Here is a 24261-nt window from a genome sequence, read left to right as displayed (position 1 = left end):
GCATACTGATACACGATGTTACAAAACCCACCTCATCCGCAATCTTTACGTTACATACACGGACGACAATTACTCCGTCGCCACAATGTTGGCGAAGCTTTTAACGGGATGATTGCATGAACAAAGAATATGAGCCGGATTGGGATCAACCGGTGAGCCGCAACGAAGAACCGGCTGTCGTGTCGAAGCCGCAGATGGTGAATGGTGTGAAGCAGATCGTGACGATCCGCCTGGACGTGGACATGCTGGAATGGTTCAAGGCCGCCGGCCCGGGCTACCAGACCCGTATCAACCAGGTGCTGCGCGAGCACATGGACGCACAACGCGCTGCCGCAGCAGCAGAAGAGAAGTGATGTATCGGGGCGAATGCCCCGATTTTCTTTTGGTGGAGTGACCTAGCGGGAGGCTATGCCGTCCGTGCGTTCAAACCACGGTTGACCTGACGGCGCGATATTTCGCCCGCTTGACTATCACTGCGTATCACCGCGTGGGCGGGAGGCCCGCCCATCCTACGAAAAGCCGAGCCCGACCAGCGGGAAGCTTTTCAGGAATTCGGAAGCCGGCAGGCGCTTGCCACCCGGCTTCTGCAGTTCAGTCAGGCGCAGCGCGCCTTCACCACAGGCAATGACCACGCCATGCTGGGCGTCCGCCGACAGCACTTGCCCCGGCGTACCGCTGCCGGGTGCAAGCTCGGCGTTCCAGATCTTGACCGCCACCCCGTTCACCAGGCCTTGCGCACCGGGGAAGGGATTGAAGGCGCGCACGCGGCGCCACAGCAGCTCGGCCGGCAGGCCGAAATCGAGCTTCGCTTCTTCCTTGCTGATCTTGGCGGCATAGGTCACGCCCTGTTCCGGCTGCGGCACCGCTTCCAGCTGGCCCTGTTCCATCTTGCGCAGCGCCTCGACGATCATGCGTCCGCCAAGCTGGGCCAGCTTGTCGTGCAGGCTGCCGGTGGTGTCGCCGTCGTCGATCGCAACGCGTTCGATGAGCATCATCGGCCCGGTGTCCAGGCCTTCTTCCATGCCCATGATGGTCACGCCGGTTTCAAGGTCGCCCGCTTCGATCGCGCGGTGGATCGGCGCGGCGCCGCGCCAGCGCGGCAGCAGCGAGCCATGGATGTTGATGCAGGGGCGGATGTCGAGCGTGCTGCGCGGCAGGATCAGGCCGTAGGCGGCGACCACCATCACGTCGTAGTCGAGGCCCGCGAGCCGTTCGTGGGCTGCGCGTGCTTCTTCGGCGCGCTGCGGGTCCTTGCTATCCATCCGCAGGGACAGCGGCTGTGCGACTTCCATGCCGTGCGCCAGTGCATACTGCTTCACGGCGGACGCCTGCAACTGCATGCCGCGCCCGGCCGGGCGGTCGGGCTGGGTCAGGACCAGGGGGATCTCGAAACCGGCTTCGTGCAGGGCACGCAGGGCCACGGCGGCAAACTCGGGCGTGCCGGCGAAGACGACCTTCATCAACGGCGGCCCGCGGCGCGCTGGGCGCTATCGCGCTGCATGCCGCGTTCTTCCTTCTGCAGCTTGGCCTTGATGCGGTTGCGCTTGAGCGGCGACAGGTATTCGACGAAGACCTTGCCCATCAGGTGGTCCATCTCGTGCTGGATGCACACGGCCAGCAGGCCGTCGGCCTCGAGGTCGAATTCCTTGCCGTCGACGTCATGGGCCTTGACCTTGACGCGGGCCGGCCGCTCGACGCCGTCATAAATGCCCGGCACCGACAGGCAGCCTTCGTCGTAGACCTGCTTTTCTTCGCTGGCCCAGGTGATTTCCGGATTGATGAAGACCATCAGCTTGTCGTTGGTCTCGGACACGTCGATCACGATCACGCGCTCGTGCACGTCCACCTGGGTTGCGGCCAGGCCGACGCCGGGCGCATCGTACATGGTTTCGGCCATGTCCTTGACCAGCTGGCGCAGGCGATCGGTGCCGAATTCGGTTACCGGCTTGGCGATCTTGTGCAGGCGCGGGTCAGGGTAGCGGAGGATGTTCAGTAAGGCCATGGTCGGAGCAGTTTCAGGTGATGGTGGTGTCGGTTCAATCAGGTATGCATGCACGTACAGAAATGCAACACATCCCTGGCCTGGCAGGACACTGTTTGTCTTGCTAGTTCAGGGATTTGTGTGCAGAATTTGATTCAGTACGGCAACCCTTTTTCGATCATTCTCGATCGGGGAGCGGCCCATCGTGCTGTCGCCGGCCTGCGAACGGGCCGGATGAGGGCGGTGACCGGTGCCAGCATTCGGTGTCAAAGCCGCAATTTACGGACGCAAAAACGGACGTCTCAATGGAAAATTTTAGCACAGTCGTGACCCGCGCTGCTGCCGTGGCGCTCGTCGCGTGTGCCGTGGCCGGCCCGGCCCAGGCCGCGGAAGCGCCCGCATGCGCATTCCGGCCGAATGCGCCGGACCAGCATGTCGTGGTCAAGGGCGATACCCTCTGGGACATCTCCGGTACCTTCCTGCAGAACCCGTGGTGCTGGCCCCGGGTCTGGGGCATGAACCGCGACGAGATCCGCAACCCGCACTGGATCTATCCGGGCCAGGTCATCTACTTCGACCGTTCGCGCGGCCGCCTGTCGCTGACGCGTCCGGGGGGCGACGGCAGGGGCGAGCCGCCGCTCACGAAACTGTCGCCGCAACTGCGCACCGAGTCGCTCGCACGCGATGCGATCCAGTCGATCCCGGCCGGCACCATCGAGCCCTACCTGACCCAGCCGCTGGTGGTCGAGAACAGGGAACTGGAAGGCGCGCCGCGCATCGTGGCCTCGCAGGAGGGCCGTGTCTATCTCGGCACCGGCGACCGCGTCTATGTGAAGGGTGACTTGAGGGGCGGCAAGGTCTTCCAGGTATTCCGTCCGGGCACGGTGCTGAAGGACCCGCAGACCGGCAAGGTGCTGGCGCGCGAAGCGGCCTACCTGGGCAGCGTCACGCTCGACGTGGAGGCGAAGCCGGGCGTCGATGCGCACACCTTCCGGGTCAGTGAAACGCGCCAGGAAATGGGCGTCAACGATCTCCTGATCCCGGTGCCGCCGGCGCCGGTGCGCAACTACGTGCCGCATGCGCCGCTGCAGGCGGTCGATGCGCGCGTCATGTCGATCTACTCGGGCGTGACCTATGCCGGACAGAGCCAGGTCGTCACTGTCAATCGGGGTTCGCTTGACGGACTCGATGTCGGCGCGGTGCTGCAGCTCTATCATCTCGGGAAGACGGTGCCGGACCCGGCCAGCAAGGGTTTCCTCGGCATCGGCAAACAGCAGATCCGGCTGCCCGAGGAGCAATATGGCAGCCTGTTCATTTTCCGCGTGTTCAAGAACGTCTCCTACGGCTTGATCATGCAAGTGACGGCGCCGGTGCAAGTCGGCGACGTGGCCCGCTCGCCGGAGCACCTTTCGGAGTAATCCCACCGTGCAGGACACGGCTCCCCAACCCGCCAGCCAGAACGCCTTCGCCGCCATTGCCGACTGGATCCGCCTGGAACAGGCGAGCGGGGTGGGGTGCCGCACCGCCAGCCTGCTGCTCGACGCCTTCGGCTCGCCCGCCGCCATCTTCCGCGCCGGCCATGCGGCGCTTGCCGCCCACGTGCCGGCGGCGCAGGCCTCGAGCCTGAGCGCACCCGTCGCGCCGGAACTGGCGCGCCTGCTCGACGCTACCCACGCCTGGCTGGCCCAGCCTGATCACCATATCCTTACCCTGCACGACCCCGGCTACCCGGAGGCCTTGCGCCACATTCCCGATCCGCCGCTGCTGCTCTATATAAATGGGCGGCGCGAACTGCTCGGTGCACCGATGGTCGCCGTCGTCGGCAGCCGCAATGCGAGCGTGCAGGGCCAGGCCAATGCGCAAGCGTTTGCGCAGGCCTTGTCCGAAGCCGGCTTGTGCGTGGTGTCGGGCATGGCGCTTGGCATCGATACGGCGGCGCATGAAGGGGCGCTGCGCGGCCCGGGCTCCACCATCGCGGTGACCGGCACCGGCCAGGACCGCGTCTATCCGGCGCGCAACCGGGCGCTGGCGCACCGCATCGCGGAGACGGGTTGCATCGTCAGCGAGTACGCGCTCGGCACGCCGCCGGTGGCCAACAATTTCCCGCGCCGTAACCGCATCATCAGCGGCATGTCGGCGGGCGTGCTCGTGATCGAAGCGGCGGCGCAGTCGGGCTCCCTGATCACGGCGCAGATGGCGGCCGAGCAGGGGCGCGAGGTGTTCGCCCTGCCGGGCTCGATCCATTCGGCGCTGGCCAAGGGGTGCCACCAGTTGATCCGCGAAGGCGCCCGCCTGGTCGAAACCGTGGACGAAGTGCTGGACGCGATGCGGGTTTCTCCATTGATAGCGCCGGCGCGCGGTCCCGCACAGGCAATGCCGGACGACACGATGGATGACAGCGGCGCGCTCCTTGCCGCGCTCGGCCACCACCCGGTGGCGCCGGACGAACTGCTGGTGCGCATCGGCGGCGACGCGGCATCGCTGGCCGGCGCACTGCTGGCGCTGGAGCTGGCCGGGCTGGTCGAGCGGCTGCCGGGCGGGCAGGTGCAGCGGGTGGTCCGGGTGGCGTAGGCCCGAAGAGCATGCAGGTTCTACCGTATGCATGCCGCATGGCTTGGTGCGAAAAAGAATATTCTTCTTTGGATGCCATCATGGAATGCATCCTCTTGATTTTGCAGAAAATCGAAAAATCTGAATGAACGAATAAGGCCACGAAACAACGCTTTTTACGCACGGCACCTGAGCGCGCGCGCCAGACTTGTACCTCGGCGAGCTTAGCTGCTACAGTAGCGTCACTATGTTCGACATCCTGGTCTACCTTTACGAGACGTACTACCGTCCTGACGCCTGCCCCGAGCCGGCGGCCCTGGCACGCAAGCTGTCCGCCGTCGGTTTCGATGACATCGAGATTTCCGAGGCGCTGGACTGGCTGTCCGGGCTGACCGAAGTGGCAGTTTCCGACGCAATCGATGCATGCACCGGCATCCGCTACTATGTGGACGAGGAATACATCGAACTGGGCAGTGCCGCCATCGGCTTTATCCAATTCCTCGAAAGTGCCAAGGTCCTCAGTCCGACGCAGCGCGAAATCGTCATCGAACGCGCGCTGGCCTGCGACGAGTCGCCGGTGGCGCTTGGCAAGCTCAAGATCATCGTGCTGATGGTCCTGTGGAGCCAGGGCAAGGAGCCGGACGCGCTGATGTTCGACGACCTGTTCGGCGATGACGACGACCAGGAACCGCGCCAGCTGCATTGAGCGCAGCCGGTGCTGAAGCAGAATACACAAACGGGGCCGGGACCCCGTTTTTCATTGCCTCGTCGTCCCGTGGATGTACAAGCCAGGCCAATTGTTACAATTTTATGTCTTGAAGTTGTCATGTGCGCCACAACTCCTATCTCATGGAGGTAGGAAATGAAATGCGCATTGGTACTTGAGAAAGATCAGCTCAGCAGTGGCGACACTTCGCGTTTGTTGAAGTCGCTCGGTTACGTTCCTGCGGCAGTCAGGACCCCGGCCGAGGCCTTGAACGTGGCCAGTGCGCTGGATTTCGACGTCATCATTACCTGCACCTCGAAGATCCCCGACGACCGGCGCTCGCTGGCCGGCGAGCTGAAACGGCTTGCGCCCGAAGCGGCCGTGATCCTCGTCCAGGACGATGCGTCTCTCCCGCATGATGCACGTCCAGGCTATGCCGAGGGCATCAGCGGCGTGCTGCATCGCCCCATCCAGGTCAGGGACATCCGGCAGATTGTCGAGTTCGGGATCGACGGATGCGGGATGCAGCCGGCCTATCTGCCGCCGTCCCAGGACCGCCGCCGCCGCCGCGCTATCGTGCGCTAAGGACACCTCCTTTGCGCGATGCGCATGCATGAGTGGCCTCGTTCGCGCGAATGGGACCACCAGCATCAACACTTTTCATCCTCAGCCGGCACAGCCCCTTCCTCGTGGTTCGCGGCCGCCGGTGCAGACCTGCACAAGGTTTTTTAAATTCTTTTGATCATCATATGACGGCTTCACGGCCTATGGGACGAGGGTAGGGAAGGGTGGTCGCCGGGGAAAATGGCGAAAATGGCATTGGCGTGTGCACTTGCGGGAGGCGCGGCATCGCGCTTATCATTGGCCGCTCAATCCAGACTGTTACTATCCAGACACTACGGCTTCACAACTGTCCAGCCTGCAAGCATGTATGATGCGCGGGCAAAAGCCATTTATATATAGAGCACCCGAGAAACACTATGACCAAATCCCTCATCATCGCCGAGAAGCCGTCGGTCGCGAACGACATCGCGAAGACGCTGGGCGGCTTTACCAAGCACGATGAGTACTTCGAGTCCGACGAATACATCCTGTCGTCCGCGGTCGGCCACCTGCTGGAAATCACGGTGCCCGAAGAATACGACGTCAAGCGCGGCAAATGGAGCTTCACGCACCTGCCGGTGATTCCGCCGTACTTCGCGTTGAACCCGATCGCCAAGACCGAATCGCGCCTCAAGGTGTTGAACAAGCTGATCAAGCGCAAGGACGTCACCACCCTGATCAACGCATGCGACGCGGGCCGCGAAGGAGAACTCATCTTCCGCCTGATCGCGCAGGCCGCCAAGGCCAAGCAGCCGGTCAAGCGCCTGTGGCTGCAGTCGATGACCCCGGCCGCGATCCGCGAAGGCTTCGCCCACCTGCGCAGCGACGAAGAGATGCTGCCGCTGGCCGACGCCGCGCGCTGCCGCTCGGAGGCCGACTGGCTGATCGGCATCAACGGCACCCGCGCCATGACCGCCTTCAACTCGAAGGAGGGCGGGTTCTACTTGACGACGGTAGGCCGGGTGCAGACGCCGACCCTGTCGATCGTGGTTGAGCGCGAAGAGAAGATCAAGAAGTTCGTGCCGCGCGACTACTGGGAAGTGCGCGCCGAGTTCGTGTGCGCGGCCGGCGTCTACGAAGGTCGCTGGCTGGATCAAGGCTTCAAGAAGGACGAGAACGATCCGGAAAAGCGCGCCGAGCGCCTGTGGAGCCGCGCCGCCGCCGATTCGATCGTCGCCGCCTGCCGCGGCAAGCAGGGCATCGTCACCGAGGAATCGAAGCCGACCACCTCGATGGCGCCGGCGCTGTTCGACCTGACTTCGCTGCAGCGCGAGGCCAACGGCCGCTTCGGCTTCTCGGCCAAGAACACGCTCGGCCTGGCGCAGGCGCTGTACGAGAAGCACAAGGTCCTGACCTACCCGCGTACCGATTCGCGCCACCTGCCGGAAGACTACATCGCTACCGTCAAGAGCACGATGGAGTCGCTGGGCGAGACCAACAACTACCAGCAGTTCTCGAAGCAGGTGCTGAAGAACGGCTGGGTCAAGCCGAACAAGCGCATCTTCGACAACACCAAGATCTCGGACCACTTCGCGATCATCCCGACCGGCGTCATCCCCAAGAATTTGACCGAGCCGGAACAAAAGCTGTATGACTTGGTCACGCGCCGCTTCCTGGCCGTGTTCTTCCCGGCGGCCGAGTTCCTGGTCACGACCCGCTTCACCGAAGTGTCGGGTCACCAGTTCAAGACCGAGGGCAAGGTGATGACCAACCCCGGCTGGCTGGCGGTGTACGGCAAGGACACCACCGGCGACGACAAGGATGGCGCCACCCTGGTGCCGGTGCAGAAAGGCGAGAAGGTCCTGGCCGACAAGGTGACGCCGAACGGCCTGGTCACCAAGCCGCCTGCGCGCTACACCGAGGCGACGCTGCTGTCGGCAATGGAAGGCGCCGGCAAGCTGGTCGACTCCGACGAGCTGCGCGACGCCATGGCCGGCAAAGGCCTGGGCACGCCGGCGACGCGCGCGGCCATCATCGAGGGCCTGCTCACCGAAAAATACCTGGTGCGCGAAGGCCGCGAGCTGATCCCGACCGCGAAGGCATCCCAGCTGATGACGCTGTTGCGCGGCCTGGGCGTGAACGAACTTACTGCACCCGAGCTCACCGGAGAATGGGAGTTCAAGCTCTCGCAGATGGAGAAGGGAAAAATCTCGCGCGACGAGTTCATGCGCGAGATCCAGCAGATGACGCAAGTGATCGTCAAGCGCGCCAAGGAATACGACAACGAGACCATCCCGGGCGACTACGCGACGCTCAAGACCCCGTGCCCGAACTGCCAGGGCGTGGTCAAGGAAAACTACCGCCGCTTCGCCTGCACCAAGTGCGATTTCTCGATGTCGAAGACGCCGGGCAGCCGCCAGTTCGAGATCGAGGAAGTCGAGGAACTCCTGAAGAACCGCACCATCGGTCCGCTGCAGGGCTTCCGCTCGAAGATGGGCCGCCCGTTCGCGGCGATCCTGCGCATCGTGCGCGACGAAGAGATCAAGAACTTCAAGCTGGAGTTCGACTTCGGCCAGGACCAGGACGAGGGCGAGGAAGGCGAGGGCGTCGACTTCAGCGGCCAGACCGTGCTCGGCCCGTGCCCGAAGTGCAATGCCGGCGTGTACGAGATGGGCCTGGCCTACGTGTGCGAGAAGACGGTGGCCAAGCCGAAGGGTTGCGACTTCCGCAGCGGGCGCATCATCCTGCAGCAGGAGATCCTGCCGGAGCAGATGGCCAAACTGCTCAATGACGGCAAGACCGACCTGCTGCCGGGCTTCGTCTCGCAGCGCACCCGCCGTGCCTTCAAGGCCTTCCTGGTGCGCGGCAAGGACGGCAAGATCAGCTTCGAGTTCGAGGAGCGCAAGGGCAAGCCGGCGGCAAAGGGCAAGGCGGCCGCGGCCGACGGTGCCGCCGATGGCGCGGCGAGCGGCGACGGCGCTGATGGCGCCGCAGCGCCGGTGAAGGCAGCGCGCAAGGCGCCGGCCAAGAAGGCGGCCGCGACCAAGACGGCGGTGCGCAAACCGGCGGCCAAGAAGATTGCGTCGGCGGCGGCGAAGAAGTAAGCCGGCCGTTCCAGCTGGTATCGGAAAACGCGAACCCTCGGGTTCGCGTTTTTTTTGCGCTAACGGTTTGCACGCAAAATTGGACCCCGGCCTGCGCCGGGGCGACGGTCTTGAGCGTGGCTGACGCATTCGGCGCCGCCAGCCTTCGAACTTCCGCACCCTTTCCAACGTCATCCCGGCGACGGACGGTATCGAATGCCCACCAGTCCACCACACACTCCTGCATTTCTACCAACGTACACTCCCCCACGAGCGTGCATTCCTCGCACTATCTTTTCCTTCTTTGTTGCAATTATTTTCTTTTCAACAAGCACGCGTTCAAGTAATAATCGACTGGTAATCAAGTTTCATCATTCGGCCCCCGGTACACCCGGACATACCTATAACTATTTCGATCCGTCTGACCCCCATGAAGCTCTCCGACCTGAAAATCGCGACCCGCCTGTACCTCGGCTACGGCATCCTCATCGGCATTACCGGCATCGTGACCGCCATCGCCTATGCCAATTTCACTGCGCTCGGCACGGCCAACGAGACCAACCTGCGCGGCTACCGGGCGCTCGGCGAGGTGGATGCGGCCATGCAGGCGCTGACGGACATCGAGACCGGCCAGCGCGGTTTCGCGCTGACGGGCCACGACGCCTCGCTCCAGCCCTATGCCAGGGGCAAGCAGGATTTCCAGCGGCACGTGGACGCGGCGCTGGCGCACACTGCCAGCGACGACGTCCAGCAGGAACGCTTCAGGCAGCTGGCCCGGCACCAGCGCGACTGGCTCGCGCAGGCCATCGACCCGGTGATCGCGCTGCGCCGCGGCACGGCGGACGCCGACCTGGCCCAGGTGGTCGCTGCCGAGCAGGCGGGCAAGGGCAAGGCCGGCATGGATGCGATGCGCGGCCTGGTCGACCAGATCAAGGATGCCGAGAACGAGGGATTGGCCCAGCGTGCCGAGGAAGTGGCCGCATTGCAGTCGGCCATGCGCCGCACCCTGGTCGGCGGCGGCCTGGTCGCGGCGGTGCTGGCGGTATTCATGGCCTACCAGCTGGGCCGCAACATCAGCATCCCGCTGCGCCGGGCGGTCCAGCTTGCGCGTCAGGTCGCGCAGGGCGACCTGACCACGGAAGTGAAGGTGCGCACCAGGGATGAAGCGGGCGAGCTGATGGCCGCGCTGAAGGACATGAACGCGTCCCTGGTGGCCATCGTGTCGAAGGTCCGTTCGGGCACCGGCACCATCGAGACCGTGGCCGGGGAAATCTCGGCCGGCAACCAGGACCTGTCCGCGCGCACCGAACAGCAGGCCGGCTCGCTCGAGGAGACCGCATCGTCGATGGAGGAGTTGACCTCGACGGTCAAGCAGAACGCCGACAATGCGCGCCAGGCCAACCAATTGGCCGCCAGCGCCGCCGACACGGCCGCGCGCGGCGGCGAGGTGGTGGCCGAAGTGGTCACGACGATGGGTTCGATCAACGAATCGGCGCGCAGGATCGCCGACATCATCGGCGTCATCGACGCCATCGCCTTCCAGACCAACATCCTGGCGCTGAACGCCGCCGTGGAAGCGGCGCGCGCCGGCGAGCAGGGACGCGGTTTCGCGGTCGTGGCCTCGGAGGTGCGCAACCTGGCGCAGCGTTCCGCCGGCGCGGCCAGGGAGATCAAGGCCCTGATCGGCGACTCGGTGTCGCGCGTGGAGGCCGGTTCGCGCCTGGTGGACCAGGCCGGGCGTACGATGGACGAGGTGGTGGCGAGCGTCAGGCGCGTCTCCGACATCATCGGCGAAATCGCGGCCGCGAGCGAAGAGCAGCGCGACGGCATCGAACAGGTCAACGGGGCGATCGCCCAGATGGACCAGGTGACGCAGCAGAACGCCGCGCTGGTGGAGCAGGCCGCGGCTGCGGCGTGCGCGATGCGCGAGCAGGCCGGCGGGCTGGCGCAACTGGTGGGAACTTTCCGGCTGGCGCCGCAATCGCCCGCAACGGCGCAGGCCGCACCGCGGACACAGCAGGCGCTGCCGCGTCCACCGGCGCGCAACGCCTTGCCGCGTAGCCTCCGGCGGCCCCATGTTGCCAAAGCCGGCATGTCGCGCACCGCGGCGGCAACCGCGGACGAGGTGGACGAAAAGGCCGACACTGCCGACGCCTGAGCGGCCCGCGCCGGCATGGCGGGCGCGGTCCGCGCCGATTCTCCGTGTAAGATCACGAAGCGTTCTTTGTCGGTTCATCCGCCAACGCATGTGCCAACACATGTGTCAACTTCGCCGCCATGGAGACAGGTATGCTCAGCCTCGACGATTTCGCGCAGTTGCAGTTCCTGGAAGGCCGCTGGAAGGGCGCCAGCCCGGATGGGAAAGAGTTCTTCGAAGAATATACCCGGCCGGAGCCGGCCGTGTTCCAGTCGCGCCGCTTTCCCGACGCCGGTTTCACCGAGCATAACGACGGCGCCACCATCAGTTTCAAGGATGGCGAGGTCATCTCGCAGTGGGGCGAATTCACCTGGAAGGCGTCCAGCATCGGCCCCGACTCCGCGGCCTTCGAACCGGTGAGCGCGCCGAGCCGCTTCCTCTGGCGGCGCGTGGACGCGTCCACGCTCGAGGCAGAGCAACACTGGCATGCCGACGGGAAGGAACAACAGCTGACGATCCGCCTCACCAGGCTGGACCAGGGCTGACCGCCGGGCATGCGCAGGGCCTTGGGCACCCTCCTGTTGATCATGCTCGGCCTGTACGGGGCAGCCTGCCTGGCGCTGTTTTTGCTGCAGCGCTCGCTGATCTATTATCCGCCAGCCACTGCCGCCTACCCGGCGCCATCGACCTCGGTGCTCGAGGTCGATGGCGCCGCGGTAAAGGTTTCCGAGCGTCCCCTGGCCGGGGAGCGGGCGCTGATCTACCTCGGCGGGAACGCGGAAGACGTGACCGCCAGCCTGCCCTTGCTGGACCAGGCCTACCCGGAGCGCGCCCTGTACCTGCTGCATTACCGCGGCTATACAGGCAGTTCCGGCAGCCCCAGCGAAAAAGCGCTGGTGGCCGATGCGCTGGCGCTGTTCGACCGCGTCGCGCGCGAGCACAAGGACATCGTGGTGCTCGGGCGCAGTCTCGGCACCGGCGTCGCAGTCCAGCTGGCGAGCCAGCGCCCGGTGAGCCGCCTGGTCCTGATCACGCCTTTTGTCAGCTTGCAGGATTTGGCTGCCCGGCAGTTTCCTTATTTCCCAGTGCGCTGGCTGCTGCGCGACCGCTATGCGTCCAACCAGTACGCGCCCCGGGTGACGGCGCCGACCCTGATCCTCGCCGCCCGGCACGACGAGATCATTCCCGCGCAGAGCGCGGAACTGCTGCTGTCCCGTTTCCCCAAGGGCGTGGCGACCATGCGCGTGCTGGAAGGCGTGGGACACAATTCGATTTCCGACAGCGCCGACTATATTCCCGCGCTACAGTGGGCCAGATAGATTAACCGTTCAGCAATACCACCATCGACAAGGAGCCTGCATGCCTGCCACTTCCACCCTGCGTCACGTCGTGCTGTTCTCGTTCAAGGATGACGCCCCGGCGGACGCCGTCAATGCCGTCGTGTCCGATTTCGGCAAGCTGCCACAGGAGATTCCCGGCATCGCGGCCTACGAATGGGGGACGAACGTGAGTCCGGAAGGCCTCAACAACGGCTTTACCCATTGCTTCACCCTGACGTTCGCGTCCGACGAAGACCGCGATGCCTACCTGGTGCATCCGGCCCACCAGCGTTTCGTCGGCACGCTTGGGAGTTGCCTCGAACGTTCGCTAGTGATCGACTACTGGACGCAGTAAGCCGGGTCGCGCCGGCCAGAATGCAAAAAACCGCGGCCAGCCGCGGTTTTTCATGTCCATCGTATGGTTCGGCAGCGTTCCTACTCCTGCCACTCCTTCAGCGCGCGGATGGCCGCTTCGCCATTGCGGATCGCCTTCACACGGCGTACCACTTCGTTGCGCCACGCCTCGTCCGCGTCCTCGCCGGGGCCGTCGATATCCTGGAGCAGCATGCGCATCAGGGTGTGCTTCTCATCTGCACTCAGCAGCTGGATCTTCTCGGCGATCTCGGCAACCAGGGTCGACATGATGCTCCTCATTTGAAATATTTTTTAAATAATAACGTGGGAATCATTGGTTGTCGACAGGAACCATATTGTCTGATGGCTTTCTGTCGATTAATTTGTTATCGGGGTCGATACCGGCCCGTCCCGGCCGTGTGTCGACCACCAGCGTCACGGTCTGCTCCGCCCTGTCGACCAGGCGCCGCTCGCGCACCAGGGGGTTGCCGTTGCGGTCGTCGACGCCGAATTCGATGTAATCCCGCAGCCGCGCCGGCTTCTCGTCGCCGAGTTCGCCCGCGCGCACCTTGCCCGCGTGGGCCCGGATCGCGACCTCGAATTTCCCGTCCTTGCGCTGGCGCGCGGTGGCGCTCACCGCGCGGTTTTCGTACAGGACGATCGATTCGAACAGGTCGTCGATCAGGTAAGCCTTGTCCGGCGGGGTCACCGCGCGCAGCGCGTCGACCAGGCCGGAGGCGGTCGGGTAGGGAGCACCCTTGAAGGCATGTTCCTTGAGCAGGCCGCGCAGCACGCCGTTGATGGTGTCCTCGCCCAGCAGGTCCTGCAGCAGGTACAGCGCCAGGCTGCCCTTGCGGTAGTGGATGTAGTCCTGGTGTTCGTTGCGGGCCAGCGGCAGTTCCTTGCGGCGCTCGGTGGCGCGGCCCATCAGGTAGGCGTCGAGGTTGTAGCGCAGGAAGCGGCGCATCTTCTGCGGACCGACCGCGCGCTTCATGACCATCAGCGCCGTGTACTCCGACAGGGTTTCCGACAGCACGGTGGCGCCGCGCGTGTCTGCCCCCGCCACCTGGTGGCCCCACCACTGGTGCGCCGTCTCGTGGGCGCTGACATAGAACGGATAGTCGATGTCCTTCGGCGAATCGTTGTCGATGCGGGCAATGAAACCGGCGCTTTCCGAGAACGGGATGGTGCCGGGGAAGGCCTGCGCATGACGGGCGTAGCGCGGGAACTCGACGATGCGCAGCTCGCGGAAGGGGTAGGGCCCAAAGCTGCGCGCCGCGTAGTCCAGGCCCGCCTGCGCGCCGCGGATCATGCGATCGACGTTGTACTCGTGGCCCGGGTGGTAGAAAACGTCGATCGTCACGTCCTGCCAGCGGTCGTGGCGCACTTCATACCTGGCCGACTGGAACGAATAGAAGTTCAGGATCGGCTTGTCCATCCGGTAGTGGAAGTGGCGCCGGCCCTTGTCCATCCACTCGCGTTCCAGCGTGCCCGGCGCGATCGCGACCTGGTCCGGGCTGGTGCCGACGATGGCGTCGAAGGTGATCCAGTCGGCATCCACGCCCAGGCTGTTGTTGGCGCGCGCCCTTGGGTCGTCGTGCGCGGCCATCGGGTCTTTCGGAGGCAGGCCGCGGCGCTTGCGGTCGCGGTCGTCCACCAGTTCGACCGAAGGCTGGTAGCCGATGCGTGGCATGACCTCGTTGGTGAAGAAGCTGCCGTTCGCGACGACCGGGGTCTCGCGGCCCAGGCCCAGCAGGCCGCCCGGGGCGTACGCGAGGGTGAACTCGAGCGCCATGCGCGCGCCCGGCTGCATCGGTTGCGCCAGGCGGTAGTGATAAAAGCCGCGTTCGGGGTCGGCCAGCACGCGCCGCGCCGGCTGCGAGAAGCGCAGCTCGATCGCCGCGCCGCGCTGCTGGTACAGGACGATGTCCGAAATCGGCGCGCCGCTGCGGTTTTCCAGCTGGTAGAAACCCTTGACGGCGAGCGTGCGCTGCTCGGGGCGGATCTGCACGTCGAGGTTGACGTCGGCGATGCGCGGCTGCGGCAGCTTCGCGAAACGGCGGTAGCGCAGTTCGTATTCGGCGCGCTGGCGCTCCACCTGGGCGCTGGTCTGCCAGCCGCCGGCATGCAGTTCATAGGCGAGCAGCGCGCCGGCACCGGCGAATACGGCGAAGCCCGCGCCGAAGCCGGCCAGCACCGGCATGGACAGGTTGCGGCGCGCCAGGCGCAGGCGCTCGCGCCAGCCGGATTCCACGCCGCGCGCCCACAGTACGCGCGCCGCCACCATCAGCATCAGGGCAAAGCCTGCCCAGTACAGCTGGAACAGGTACTCGCGCAGCAGGTAGTGGCCGAAGCCGTTCATCGCCGAATAGGTGAAGGGCGGGGTATAGCCGTACACCAGCATCGGATGGTCGAAGCCCATCCCCTGGGCGGTGCCGGCCACGAGGTAGAGCGCGATCAGGATGAAGTAGGCCAGGTAGCGGTTGTTGACGATGACCTGGACGGCGATCGCCGCCACCGCCAGCAGCGCGTACTGCGGCAGCAGCACGGTGAACAGCACACGCACGTACAGGCCCGGTTCCAGTCCGAAGTACCCCTTGAACAACTGGATGAGCATGCCGACCACCATCGCCATCACGAGCAGCAGCGCCTGCAGCCCGACCAGCGCGAGCGTCTTGCCCGCCAGCGGCAGCCAGGTCGGGGCGGGCAGGGCGTCGAGCATCTGCGACATGCGCGCCTCGCGCTCGCGCCAGACCATTTCGCCCGCAAACAGCGTCGTCACGACCAGCATGTAGAGCTCGAAGACGTCGCGGATCATGTCCAGCACCATGTAGGTGACCGGGTAGGTATTGGTGCCGTAGATGGAGCCGAGGTCGATGGCGCTGGCCACCAGGATCAGCGCACCGGCCAGGGCGAGCGCCAGGAAGTAGATGTTCCTGCACGCTTCGCGCAGGTTGTACCAGGCCGACTTCCCAAGCAGGAAGGCCAGGCTGCGGCGCGCGAAGTCCGGCGCTGCGCGGGTATCGACGGCAGTATGCGACAGTTGCACCGGCTCCTCGGCGAGCTGCTGGTTCTTGCGCTGGCGCGTGTCGATGCCGCCGGTGGTCTGGAAGCGCCAGTAGCCGAGCAGCAGGACCACCAGCCCGAATCCGACCCAGAGCAGGCGGTTGACGAGGTAGACCCCTTCCAGCGTCACGAGGCGCGTGTTGCGCTCGGCGACCGGCCAGTATTCGGTGAGGCGCAGCAGCGCCGTGGTGCCGAACGGGTCGATCAGGGCGGCCAGGGTCTTGTAGTCGAGGTCGCGCGCCAGCGAGGGGGCGACGATGTAGCCGATCATCATGACGATGCTCGCCACGTACACCGGCAGCATGCGGCGCGACAGCGCGGCCAGCACGAAGAACAGGGCGCCGAAAATGAAGGTGTTCGGCAGCAGCGTGAACAGGTAGGGCAGGGCGAAGGACGAGACCGGATTCGGCCCCAGGCGGTCGGGCTCGATGCCGGGGATGAAGGTGCCTAGCCAGGCGCCCAGCACGATGCTCGACAGGATCACCGCCAGCGTCGCGAAGGCGCCCAGGAAGCGGCCCAGTGCGTAATGGTGCTTGCGGATCGGCGCACTGAAGAAGAAATGGTGCATCTCGTATTCGAAATCCTGCTGCACCGAGCGGCCCATCACGGCCGCCACCACCACCACGCCGAAACAGCCGAGGAAGGATGCGGTCAGCGCGATCTGGCGCGGCGCATTGATCAGGACCCGGCCGCCGAAGGTGACCACCAGGTCGCGGAACACGCCGCCGGCGGCGGCCATCCACAGCATCGCCAGCGCCAGGAAGATGCCGAAATAGATCCAGGTCGAGAGCAGGCGCAGGCGCTGCGCCGCCTCGAAGCGGGCGATGACGAACAAAGGGCTCATCGGACCTGCACGCGTTGGTCGGCACGCATCGTTCAGCAGGCCCCCGCGGCGGCGCCGGAGGTGGCGAAGGCGCGGCCGGCGATGGTGGCGAAGTACACGTCTTCCAGGCTGGCGCGGGCCGGCTCGAAGCCGTCGCCCGGATCGTTTTCGGAATACACGTGGATCAGGGTGCGGCCGGTGAGCAGGCGGGTGGAGATGACCTGGTGGCGCTTCTGGAACACCGGCAGTTCCTGGCGCGTGACGAAGCGCGCCCAGATGTAGTCTTCGATCTCGTAGATGAGTTCCTGCGGGTCGCCGCACAGCAGCACGTGGCCCTTGTTGATGATCGCCATGTTGGCGCACAGGTCGGCCACGTCCGAGACGATGTGGGTGGACAGGATGACGGTCTTGTCCTCGCCGATCTCGGACAGCAGGTTGTGGAAGCGTACGCGCTCCTGCGGGTCAAGGCCGGCAGTCGGTTCGTCGACGATGATCAGGCGCGGGTCGCCCAAGAGCGCCTGGGCGATGCCGAAGCGCTGGCGCATGCCGCCCGAATAGGTGCCGAGGCGCTGGTTGCGCACTTCCCACAGGTTGGTCTGCTGGAGCAGGCCGTCGACGACTTCGCGGCGGCGGTGCTTGTGCGACAGGCCCTTGAGCTGGGCAAAATGGTCGAGCAGTTCGTAAGCGGTCACTTTCGGATAGACGCCGAAGTCCTGCGGCAGGTAGCCGAGCATGCGGCGCACTTCGTCCTTTTCGTCGAGGACGTCGATGTCGTCCAGGAAGACCGAGCCGGAATCGCATTCCTGCAGCGTGGCCAGGATCCGCATTAGCGTCGATTTGCCGGCGCCATTGGGGCCGAGCAGGCCGAACATCCCGGCCGGGATGGTAAGCGTGACGCGGTCGAGCGCGACCACGCCATTGGCATAGGTCTTCGACAGATTGCGGATTTTCAATTCCATCTCATGCTCCCGAGCGCGCATATAAACTTTTCTCAACACTTGCATTGTATTAAATTGTCACCGCGCCTGTGGCATCTCTGCGACGCACGGGCGCTTTGATGGGCTGGACTGCATATTCCGGTGACAGGACGCATGTGCTGTTTCCATGTATTAATATCACTCGCTTTGCTGGCGGAAACGTGGATAATGGCAGGATGAACACTGCCACCCAGGACAAGCTGCTGGCCCTGATGCGCGAGGGCCGCGACCGGACCGAGTCGACCGACTGGTTCCGGGTGGCCCTGGGCCTGGTCTACCTGGCGGGCCTGATGACCAAGGAGACGATCGACTTCAAGAAGGTCGACCGCAGTTTCAACCGCTTCATCTACCACGCGCTGGGCAAGGGCCACAGCATCGCCAGCGTGCTGCAGTACATGAGCGGCGAGAAGGTGATGCCGGTGGTCGAATCCGGCCGTTTCATGGATGCTTTCCGGCGTCACTGCCCGGAAGTGCCGCCCGAATCGATTCCCTTCCTGCTCGAGCTGAACCTGGGCGTGGCGAAGAACATCTCGGGGCTGGACCCGGCCGGGCCGTTGGCGGACTGGATCGCGCGCCAGAAGGCGGCGCAGGGGCCGGCAGAGGGGCCGTAGCGGGCCGGTGCGGGCGGCCCACGCTGGCGCAAGGCCCGCGCATCAGGCTCTATAATGGTGTTTTGAGATACCGGATCGACCTATCATGAGCGCTTACCGTTCCAACTCCCCCCTCGACGACCTGATCAGCGGCTTCGACAAGGCTTTGCGCGTGGTCGGCGGCGTGGCGTCGTCGTCCCGTCCCAATCCCGGCGCGCATGCGACCGACTGCGAACTGAGCGACGAAGAGCGCCGCCACAGCGCGGGCCTGATGCGCGTGAACCATGTCGGTGAAGTGTGCGCCCAGGCGCTGTACGACGCGCAGGCGCGCTTCGGCAAGAGCCCGGCGATCCGCGCGCAGTTCGCGAAGTCGGCGCGCGAGGAAGAAGACCACCTGGCATGGACCGCCGAGCGCCTGTCGGAACTGGGTTCGCAGCCGAGCATCCTCAATCCGCTGTGGTATGCGGGTTCCTACGTCCTGGGCAGCATCGCGGCCAAGCTGGGCGATCCGCACAGCCTGGGCTTCGTCGTCGAGACCGAGCGCCAGGTCGAGGCGCACCTGGACCGGCACCTCGAACACCTGCCGGTGCAGGATGCGAAGTCGCGTGCGATCGTGGAGCAGATGCGGGTCGACGAGATCGCCCATGGCGCGTCGGCGCAGGCGCTGGGGGCGGCGGATACGCCGATGCCGGTCAGGATGCTGATGCAGGCGATGTCGAAGGTGATGACGACGACGGCGTATCGTATTTGATACGTACGCTGACTGCACGCACAGATTCGTTTCGCGCTACCTCAGTACGTCGTTCCGGCGAAGGCCGGAACCCAAATTTGCTTGGGTAATCGCGACGCAAACAATATCGGATCCCGGCCTTCGCCGGGAGTCATGGCGCAAGCGGCGGCGATCAGACTTCCACAATCTCCACCGTATGCGTGATCTCGGCCGTCTTGGCCAGCATGATCGACGCCGAGCAGTATTTGTCGTGCGACAGGGTGACGGCGCGCTCCACCGCGGCCGGCTTGAGGTTGCGGCCGGTGACGGTGAAGTGGAAGTTAATCTTCGTGAACACCTTCGGCTCGGTCTCGGCACGCTCGGCCTGCAGCGTCACGTCGCAGCCGCGCACGTCCTCGCGGCCGCGCTTGAGGATCAGCACCACGTCGTACGCGGTGCAGCCGCCGGTGCCGGCCAATACCATTTCCATCGGCCGCGGCGCCAGGTTATGGCCGCCGCCTTCCGGCGCGCCATCCATCACCACCATGTGGCCGCTGCCGGTCTCGGCGCGAAAACTCATGCCCGACGGGCCGTTCCAGCTGACTTTCACTTCCATTCGATTTCTCCGCTAGGTTCAATGCCGGGCCATTGTAAGGCAGGCGGGACGCCTGCGCAGGCGTCCCGGCAAACTCACACCGCCAGCACGTAGCGCTCGCTCTTCATGCGCCAGCTCGCGAAGGCCACGATCAGCAGGGCGGGAATCGCCGAGCACAGGAAGGTCAGCAGGTAGGGCATGGCGCCGAGGTCGCCCCCTTTGGACAACTCCTTGACCAGGGTCTGGTTCGACATCATCGGCACCAGGTACATCCAGTCCGCGGTCTTCAGGTCGAGGAAGGACACCACGAAGCCGGGAATGAACGGCACGATGATGACGATGCTGAGGATGGTCTGCGCTTCCTTGAAGGTCTTGGCGTTCATCGCCAGCGCAACGTGCAGTGCGCCCGCCAGCAGCGACAGCGGCACCGTGACCAGGCATACCAGCAGCAGGTCGCCCCAGCCCAGGCTCCATGACATGCCGATCTCCTCCAGCGGCAGCCACTTGAGGATGACGTGCGCCAGGATCAGCTCGAGGGTCACGCCGACGATGCCCAGCGTGCTGGCCGCCAGCCACTTGCCACCGATGAGTTCCCAGGTATGGGCCGGCTGCGCCATCAGCACTTCGAGCGAGCGGCGCTCGCGCTCGCCGGCGGTGCTGTCGACCGCAGCCGACAGGCTCAGCATGAAGGCCGGGAAGAACAGGATGCCCATGATGCTGCCTACCACCACCGCCGAGCGCGCCGCATTGGTGCCGGTGTCGTAGCGCTGCACCTGGATCGGGGTCAGCGCCGCGGGCGACACGCCATGCGCCAGCAGGCGCGCACTGGCGACGTTGGCCCCGTAGGCTTGCAGCACGTCCTCGACTTCGCGGCGCTGGGGGCCGGTATCGGTGGCCGAGTCGTACCACACCTCGACCCGGGCCGGACGCATCGCGTAGTAGTTCTCGATGAAGTCCTCCGGCAGGCGCAGCACGGCCACTACCTTCTTGCCGCGCAGCAGCTCGCCGATCGCCTCCTCGTCCATCGGCGCCGTCTCCTTGACCGTGATGTTCTTCTGGCCCAGCTGGGCCATCAGGGTCGGCGCCTTCGCGGCCCCGATGACGGCCAGCTCGATGCCTTCGCGCTCGCCCTTGGTGCTCTTGTCGATACCCTGGTGCAGCATGAAGCCGATCATGGCCGGATACAGGAGGGTGAACAGGGCGAGCATGCCCAGCGTGCGCTTGTCGCGCAGCGTCTCGAGCAGCTCTTTCAGGTAAACGATCAGCAGCCTGGATTTCATGCGATTCCTTCCTCGGTGCCGACCAGGCTGACGAAAGCGTCTTCCAGGTTGGCGATGCCGGTACGCCGGCACAGTTCATCGGGCGAACCCTGGGCCACGGTGTGGCCGCCGGCGATGACGATCACGTCTTCGCACAGGGCCGTCACTTCCTGCATCACGTGGGTGGCCATGATCACGCAGCAGCCGTCGGCGCGCAGCGCGCCCAGCGCAGTGCGCAGCGCGCGCGTGGACATGACGTCCAGGCCGCGGCTCGGTTCGTCCAGCAGCAGGTGGCGCGGGCGGTGCAGCAGCGTGCGCGCCAGCGCGACCTTGATGCGCTGTCCTTGCGAGAAGCCCTTGCTGCGGCGCGCCAGGATGTCCTCCATGCCGAGCAGCCCGGATACTTCGTCGATGCGCTTGTTCAAGGCGCCGCGCTCCATGCCATTGAGCTCGCCGAAATAGGTGAGGTATTCGCGCGTGCTGAGGCGTTCGTACAGCCCGAACTGGTCGGTCAGGAAACCGATGCTGCGGCGCACCGCCATCGGGTCTTTTTCCGGATCGACGCCGTCGATCGAGATCGTGCCATGGTCGCGCTTGAGCAACCCGACCAGGGTGCGCAGCAGGGTGGTCTTGCCGGCCCCGTTGGGGCCGAGCAGCGCGGTGATCTGGCCGTCGCGCGCGGTGAAACTGACGCCGCCCAGCGCCTTGACGGCGCCGAAGCTCTTGCGTACATCGTGGACTTCAATCATGTTCTGTCGCCTTCAGGGTTGCGGACCGGCGCTGCCGAGCTGGAAAGTCGGGGCCGGGATCTCGTTCAGGCACGCGGCGTCCAGCCTGGCCTGCGGCTTGTCGAGGAATGCGCGCAGCAGGCGTGGCGCGCAGCCGAGCTGCGACACGCCATGGCCGGCGTTGGCCACGACGACGTGCTGGGCGCGCGGCATGTACTTCGCGGCGGTGGCGGCGCGGTGCGGCGGCGTGATCGGGTCGAGCGCGCCGGACAGCAGCAGGGCCGGCGCGTCGATCGGGGTCGGCGCCCGTGCGGCAACGGCGGGCACGTTCATCGCCTTGCACATGGCCGGGAACCGGTCGGTCAGCAGCCTGGTCACCTGGGTGTCGTCAGACTTGCGCAGTTCGGGCGTCAGGCGCGGCACGTCCTCGGCGCACACCACCGCCAGCTGCAGAAGGATCGCCACGTTGCCCTCGAGGCCGAAGTCGCTGGCCAGGTTCTGGCGCGCGACGAAGGGTTGCCAGCGTCCCTGCGCCGCGTTATGGATCAGGAAGGGCAGGCGGCGTGCGTCCGCCGGCGAGTACAGGATGTTGTGGATGGTGCCGTAGAAGCGCGCTGCGGTCATGTTGACCTCGACCGGCTTCGCGGTGCGCGGGTTGGACAGCGACAGCTTGATGGCGCCGGCTTCCAGCTTCGCGGCCAGGGCGTCGAACTCCGCGCGCAGGTTCGGGAACGCCTCCTTGCACCCGGCGTCCTTGGCGCACTGCTCGAACATCTTGTCGAGGGTGGCCTGGGCGTCGCGGCCGGCGGCCGGGATGACCTGGTCGGGGGCGGCGACGCCATCGAGCACGAGGGTGCGCACGCTGGCCGGGTACAGGCGCGCATAGGCCTGGCCGAGGCGGGTGCCGTAGGAGCCGCCCCAGACGTTGACGGCGCCATAGCCCAGTGCGCGGCGCACCAGTTCGGTATCGCGGGCGGCGGCATCGGTGGTATAGGCGCCAAACGGGGCGCGGGTAGCAGCGATGCAGGCGCGCAGTTCCGCGTCGAGCTGCGCTTCGCTCATGAGCTCGTGTTCCGGCTTGCTCTTGCAATCGAGCTTGCCCGAGCGGCCGGTGCCGCGCTGGTCGATGAACACGATGTCGCGGGTGGCGCGGACGCGGTTGAACGCCAGCGTCAGCATCTGCACCACCTCGCTGCCGGCCTGGCCGGGGCCGCCGGCAAGGATGAACAGCGGGTCGTTACGGGTATTCGCGCGGTGTGCCGGGGCGACGGTGACATGCAGTGTCAGGCTGCCGGCCTGCGGGTTGGCATGGTCGAGCGGAACGTCCATGGTCACGCAGCGCAGGGCGTCGGTGACGCCGGGCAGGTGGCAGCTGCGGGTCGATGTGGCTGGTTTTGAGGCGGCAGGCTTGGCGCTGTCGGGCGCGGCCGCCATGACGCTTGACGCCGCCAGCCAGAGGGCGGCGGCGGGCAGGAACGATCTTGTCTTCACACAATCTCCTCAAAGGATGCATGCATAGTAGATTGGCATCGTTTTGCGGGTCAATGGATTAGTTGCACTACCGCATGAAATTATGCGATCCGGGAAGCTTCGGACTGGAGAAACAACAAGGAGGAAAGCAGGCACGGCAAAAACCACAGTCGCGCGGATCGGACTGACACGCGGATTGACGAGCGGGTTCCTGTTCGGCTATCATCGTGGGCTTTCCCTTTGCTCGGGGAAGATAATAAGGCAGAGTCCGCTGCAGCAAGGGCGGAACCACCACAGTGAGCATTAACCTATTAGGAAGTCAACATGAAAACTTTTTCCGCTAAGGGCCATGAAGTCCAGCGCGACTGGTTTGTGATTGACGCGACGGACTTGGTCCTCGGACGTGTTGCCAGCGAAGTGGCACTCCGACTGCGCGGCAAGCACAAGCCGGAGTTCACTCCGCACGTCGATACCGGCGACTACATCATCGTCGTCAATGCAGGCAAGCTGCGCGTGACCGGCACCAAGGCCACCGCCAAGACCTACTACCGTCACTCGGGCTACCCGGGCGGTATCTACGAAACCAACTTCCTGAAAATGCAACAGCGCTTCCCGGGCCGCGCCCTGGAAAAGGCTGTCAAAGGCATGCTGCCGAAGGGCCCGCTGGGCTATGCAATGATCAAGAAGCTGAAAGTGTACGCGGAAGGTTCGCACCCGCACGCAGCACAGCAACCACAAGCACTGACCCTCTAAGGAACTGACATGATCGGTAACTACAACTACGGCACTGGCCGTCGCAAGAGTGCAGTCGCTCGCGTGTTCATCAAAGCTGGCACCGGCCAGATCATCGTGAACGGCAAGCCGGCCGCCGAATACTTCTCGCGCGAAACCGGCCTGATGGTCATCCGTCAGCCGCTGGAACTGACCGGCAACGTCGAGCGTTTCGACATCAAGGTCAACGTGCATGGCGGTGGCGAGTCGGGCCAGGCAGGCGCCGTCCGTCACGGCATCACCCGCGCCCTGATCGACTACGACGCAGGCCTCAAGGGCGACCTGGCACGTGCCGGTTTCGTCACCCGTGACGCCCGTGAAGTCGAGCGTAAGAAAGTCGGCCTGCGCAAAGCACGCCGCGCAAAGCAGTTCTCGAAGCGTTAATCAGTTTTACTGCGCGTTTCCCCTGCTGTCTGGCAGCGCCTCCGGGTGCTGCTGCAGAAGCCGTCCTCCGCAAGGTGGGCGGCTTTTTAATTTGGGGACCGTTCCGGGATGGTTCATGCGTAGCGGGTGATGGGCTGCCGGATTCTGCTCGATGAACAGGGAAAGACCAGCAAGTCCATCACGCCCGGCTCAACGGAGTGAGACGGTCCTTTGGTT

At 65.1% G+C, this 24261-nt stretch carries 23 protein-coding genes; 14 read left to right on the top strand and 9 right to left on the bottom strand.

What is annotated here, in order from left to right; genetic code table 11:
• Window positions 1–116 precede the first annotated feature (116 nt).
• Complete coding sequence (locus ACFFJK_RS05950) at window positions 117–353, top strand: BrnA antitoxin family protein (protein ID WP_379678236.1); 237 nt, start codon at window positions 117–119, stop codon at window positions 351–353.
• Between the two features lie 156 nt (window positions 354–509).
• Here ACFFJK_RS05950 and fmt read toward each other — a convergent pair whose 3' ends face one another.
• Window positions 510–1460 (bottom strand): methionyl-tRNA formyltransferase, encoded by a 951-nt coding sequence (gene fmt, locus ACFFJK_RS05945; protein WP_379678235.1) that lies wholly within the window; start codon window positions 1458–1460, stop codon window positions 510–512.
• Window positions 1460–2002 carry a peptide deformylase gene (def, locus tag ACFFJK_RS05940; protein ID WP_379678234.1) on the bottom strand — a complete coding sequence of 181 codons (543 nt, stop codon included), beginning with the start codon at window positions 2000–2002 and terminating at the stop codon, window positions 1460–1462. The genes fmt and def overlap by 1 nt, the downstream gene beginning before the upstream one ends.
• A gap of 284 nt (window positions 2003–2286) precedes the next feature.
• On the opposite strand from def, the gene ACFFJK_RS05935 reads away from it, so the two are divergent.
• From ACFFJK_RS05935 to ACFFJK_RS05895, 9 genes are all read left to right on the top strand, one after another.
• Window positions 2287–3399: a LysM peptidoglycan-binding domain-containing protein gene (locus ACFFJK_RS05935; RefSeq protein ID WP_379678233.1), complete on the top strand. Its 1113-nt coding sequence runs from the start codon at window positions 2287–2289 to the stop codon at window positions 3397–3399.
• Between the two features lie 7 nt (window positions 3400–3406).
• Window positions 3407–4552, top strand: coding sequence for a DNA-processing protein DprA (dprA, locus tag ACFFJK_RS05930; RefSeq protein WP_379678232.1), 1146 nt, complete (start codon window positions 3407–3409; stop codon window positions 4550–4552).
• A 226-nt stretch (window positions 4553–4778) separates the two neighbouring features.
• Window positions 4779–5237, top strand: coding sequence for a Smg family protein (locus ACFFJK_RS05925; RefSeq protein WP_379678231.1), 459 nt, complete (start codon window positions 4779–4781; stop codon window positions 5235–5237).
• A 156-nt stretch (window positions 5238–5393) separates the two neighbouring features.
• Window positions 5394–5822 carry a DNA-binding transcriptional response regulator gene (locus ACFFJK_RS05920; protein ID WP_379678230.1) on the top strand — a complete coding sequence of 143 codons (429 nt, stop codon included), beginning with the start codon at window positions 5394–5396 and terminating at the stop codon, window positions 5820–5822.
• A 395-nt stretch (window positions 5823–6217) separates the two neighbouring features.
• Complete coding sequence (locus ACFFJK_RS05915; protein WP_379678229.1) at window positions 6218–8884, top strand: DNA topoisomerase III; 2667 nt, start codon at window positions 6218–6220, stop codon at window positions 8882–8884.
• Between the two features lie 409 nt (window positions 8885–9293).
• Complete coding sequence (locus tag ACFFJK_RS05910) at window positions 9294–11021, top strand: methyl-accepting chemotaxis protein (RefSeq protein ID WP_379678228.1); 1728 nt, start codon at window positions 9294–9296, stop codon at window positions 11019–11021.
• A 131-nt stretch (window positions 11022–11152) separates the two neighbouring features.
• The gene (locus tag ACFFJK_RS05905) at window positions 11153–11545 is read left to right on the top strand and encodes a hypothetical protein (RefSeq protein WP_379678227.1); all 393 of its coding nucleotides are present in this window, start codon (window positions 11153–11155) and stop codon (window positions 11543–11545) included.
• A gap of 9 nt (window positions 11546–11554) precedes the next feature.
• Complete coding sequence (locus tag ACFFJK_RS05900) at window positions 11555–12319, top strand: alpha/beta hydrolase (protein ID WP_379678226.1); 765 nt, start codon at window positions 11555–11557, stop codon at window positions 12317–12319.
• 40 nt (window positions 12320–12359) lie between these two features.
• On the top strand, window positions 12360–12674 hold the full coding sequence (locus ACFFJK_RS05895; RefSeq protein WP_379678225.1) for a Dabb family protein: 315 nt from the start codon (window positions 12360–12362) through the stop codon (window positions 12672–12674).
• A gap of 80 nt (window positions 12675–12754) precedes the next feature.
• On the opposite strand, the gene ACFFJK_RS05890 is transcribed toward ACFFJK_RS05895, so the two are convergent.
• The 3 genes from ACFFJK_RS05890 to ACFFJK_RS05880 are packed head-to-tail and all read right to left on the bottom strand — an operon-like array spanning window position 12755 to window position 17521.
• A complete protein-coding gene (locus ACFFJK_RS05890) occupies window positions 12755–12961 on the bottom strand; it encodes an addiction module protein (protein ID WP_379678224.1) in 207 nt (68 codons plus the stop codon).
• 43 nt (window positions 12962–13004) lie between these two features.
• Complete coding sequence (locus ACFFJK_RS05885) at window positions 13005–16583, bottom strand: ABC transporter permease/M1 family aminopeptidase (protein WP_379678223.1); 3579 nt, start codon at window positions 16581–16583, stop codon at window positions 13005–13007.
• A 32-nt stretch (window positions 16584–16615) separates the two neighbouring features.
• A complete protein-coding gene (locus ACFFJK_RS05880; RefSeq protein WP_379678222.1) occupies window positions 16616–17521 on the bottom strand; it encodes an ABC transporter ATP-binding protein in 906 nt (301 codons plus the stop codon).
• Between the two features lie 194 nt (window positions 17522–17715).
• Here ACFFJK_RS05880 and ACFFJK_RS05875 point away from each other — a divergent pair, with 194 nt between their 5' ends.
• A complete protein-coding gene (locus tag ACFFJK_RS05875; protein ID WP_379678221.1) occupies window positions 17716–18150 on the top strand; it encodes a hypothetical protein in 435 nt (144 codons plus the stop codon).
• Between the two features lie 85 nt (window positions 18151–18235).
• Window positions 18236–18880, top strand: coding sequence for a 2-polyprenyl-3-methyl-6-methoxy-1,4-benzoquinone monooxygenase (gene coq7, locus ACFFJK_RS05870; RefSeq protein WP_379678220.1), 645 nt, complete (start codon window positions 18236–18238; stop codon window positions 18878–18880).
• Window positions 18881–19031: 151 nt separating this feature from the next.
• Here the strand turns inward: coq7 and ACFFJK_RS05865 are convergent, their stop codons facing one another.
• The 4 genes from ACFFJK_RS05865 to ACFFJK_RS05850 form a co-directional block, all read right to left on the bottom strand.
• Window positions 19032–19454 (bottom strand): OsmC family protein, encoded by a 423-nt coding sequence (locus tag ACFFJK_RS05865; protein WP_379678219.1) that lies wholly within the window; start codon window positions 19452–19454, stop codon window positions 19032–19034.
• Window positions 19455–19528: 74 nt separating this feature from the next.
• On the bottom strand, window positions 19529–20713 hold the full coding sequence (locus tag ACFFJK_RS05860) for an ABC transporter permease (RefSeq protein WP_379678218.1): 1185 nt from the start codon (window positions 20711–20713) through the stop codon (window positions 19529–19531).
• Window positions 20710–21441 carry an ABC transporter ATP-binding protein gene (locus tag ACFFJK_RS05855; RefSeq protein ID WP_379678216.1) on the bottom strand — a complete coding sequence of 244 codons (732 nt, stop codon included), beginning with the start codon at window positions 21439–21441 and terminating at the stop codon, window positions 20710–20712. The genes ACFFJK_RS05860 and ACFFJK_RS05855 overlap by 4 nt, the downstream gene beginning before the upstream one ends.
• Window positions 21442–21453: 12 nt before the next feature.
• Entirely contained in the window at window positions 21454–22911 is a 1458-nt protein-coding gene (locus ACFFJK_RS05850; protein ID WP_379678215.1) for an alpha/beta fold hydrolase, read from the bottom strand.
• 303 nt (window positions 22912–23214) lie between these two features.
• On the opposite strand from ACFFJK_RS05850, the gene rplM reads away from it, so the two are divergent.
• Together rplM and rpsI are read left to right on the top strand one after the other, a co-directional pair.
• Window positions 23215–23643 carry a 50S ribosomal protein L13 gene (gene rplM / locus ACFFJK_RS05845; protein WP_225239175.1) on the top strand — a complete coding sequence of 143 codons (429 nt, stop codon included), beginning with the start codon at window positions 23215–23217 and terminating at the stop codon, window positions 23641–23643.
• Window positions 23644–23652: 9 nt separating this feature from the next.
• Window positions 23653–24045 (top strand): 30S ribosomal protein S9, encoded by a 393-nt coding sequence (rpsI, locus tag ACFFJK_RS05840; protein ID WP_028102305.1) that lies wholly within the window; start codon window positions 23653–23655, stop codon window positions 24043–24045.
• Window positions 24046–24261 lie beyond the last annotated feature (216 nt).

Source organism: Massilia consociata, from assembly GCF_042432755.1.
GTDB classification, from domain to species: Bacteria; Pseudomonadota; Gammaproteobacteria; order Burkholderiales; family Burkholderiaceae_D; genus Telluria; species Telluria consociata.
This window is presented reverse-complemented; position numbering and strand designations above follow the sequence as displayed.

What these genes read in the sequence shown, in the direction of transcription:
- ACFFJK_RS05900 (WP_379678226.1), top strand. Translation starts at nt 11,555, where the DNA reads ATGCGCAGGGCCTTGGGCACCCTCCTGTTGATCATGCTCGGCCTGTAC.
- ACFFJK_RS05855 (WP_379678216.1), bottom strand. Translation starts at nt 21,441, where the DNA reads ATGATTGAAGTCCACGATGTACGCAAGAGCTTCGGCGCCGTCAAGGCG.
- ACFFJK_RS05905 (WP_379678227.1), top strand. Translation starts at nt 11,153, where the DNA reads ATGCTCAGCCTCGACGATTTCGCGCAGTTGCAGTTCCTGGAAGGCCGC.
- ACFFJK_RS05925 (WP_379678231.1), top strand. Translation starts at nt 4,779, where the DNA reads ATGTTCGACATCCTGGTCTACCTTTACGAGACGTACTACCGTCCTGAC.
- ACFFJK_RS05860 (WP_379678218.1), bottom strand. Translation starts at nt 20,713, where the DNA reads ATGAAATCCAGGCTGCTGATCGTTTACCTGAAAGAGCTGCTCGAGACG.
- ACFFJK_RS05895 (WP_379678225.1), top strand. Translation starts at nt 12,360, where the DNA reads ATGCCTGCCACTTCCACCCTGCGTCACGTCGTGCTGTTCTCGTTCAAG.
- ACFFJK_RS05935 (WP_379678233.1), top strand. Translation starts at nt 2,287, where the DNA reads ATGGAAAATTTTAGCACAGTCGTGACCCGCGCTGCTGCCGTGGCGCTC.
- ACFFJK_RS05865 (WP_379678219.1), bottom strand. Translation starts at nt 19,454, where the DNA reads ATGGAAGTGAAAGTCAGCTGGAACGGCCCGTCGGGCATGAGTTTTCGC.
- fmt (WP_379678235.1), bottom strand. Translation starts at nt 1,460, where the DNA reads ATGAAGGTCGTCTTCGCCGGCACGCCCGAGTTTGCCGCCGTGGCCCTG.
- ACFFJK_RS05875 (WP_379678221.1), top strand. Translation starts at nt 17,716, where the DNA reads ATGAACACTGCCACCCAGGACAAGCTGCTGGCCCTGATGCGCGAGGGC.
- ACFFJK_RS05910 (WP_379678228.1), top strand. Translation starts at nt 9,294, where the DNA reads ATGAAGCTCTCCGACCTGAAAATCGCGACCCGCCTGTACCTCGGCTAC.
- coq7 (WP_379678220.1), top strand. Translation starts at nt 18,236, where the DNA reads ATGAGCGCTTACCGTTCCAACTCCCCCCTCGACGACCTGATCAGCGGC.
- ACFFJK_RS05880 (WP_379678222.1), bottom strand. Translation starts at nt 17,521, where the DNA reads ATGGAATTGAAAATCCGCAATCTGTCGAAGACCTATGCCAATGGCGTG.
- ACFFJK_RS05915 (WP_379678229.1), top strand. Translation starts at nt 6,218, where the DNA reads ATGACCAAATCCCTCATCATCGCCGAGAAGCCGTCGGTCGCGAACGAC.
- ACFFJK_RS05890 (WP_379678224.1), bottom strand. Translation starts at nt 12,961, where the DNA reads ATGTCGACCCTGGTTGCCGAGATCGCCGAGAAGATCCAGCTGCTGAGT.
- def (WP_379678234.1), bottom strand. Translation starts at nt 2,002, where the DNA reads ATGGCCTTACTGAACATCCTCCGCTACCCTGACCCGCGCCTGCACAAG.
- ACFFJK_RS05885 (WP_379678223.1), bottom strand. Translation starts at nt 16,583, where the DNA reads ATGAGCCCTTTGTTCGTCATCGCCCGCTTCGAGGCGGCGCAGCGCCTG.
- rplM (WP_225239175.1), top strand. Translation starts at nt 23,215, where the DNA reads ATGAAAACTTTTTCCGCTAAGGGCCATGAAGTCCAGCGCGACTGGTTT.
- ACFFJK_RS05950 (WP_379678236.1), top strand. Translation starts at nt 117, where the DNA reads ATGAACAAAGAATATGAGCCGGATTGGGATCAACCGGTGAGCCGCAAC.
- ACFFJK_RS05920 (WP_379678230.1), top strand. Translation starts at nt 5,394, where the DNA reads ATGAAATGCGCATTGGTACTTGAGAAAGATCAGCTCAGCAGTGGCGAC.
- rpsI (WP_028102305.1), top strand. Translation starts at nt 23,653, where the DNA reads ATGATCGGTAACTACAACTACGGCACTGGCCGTCGCAAGAGTGCAGTC.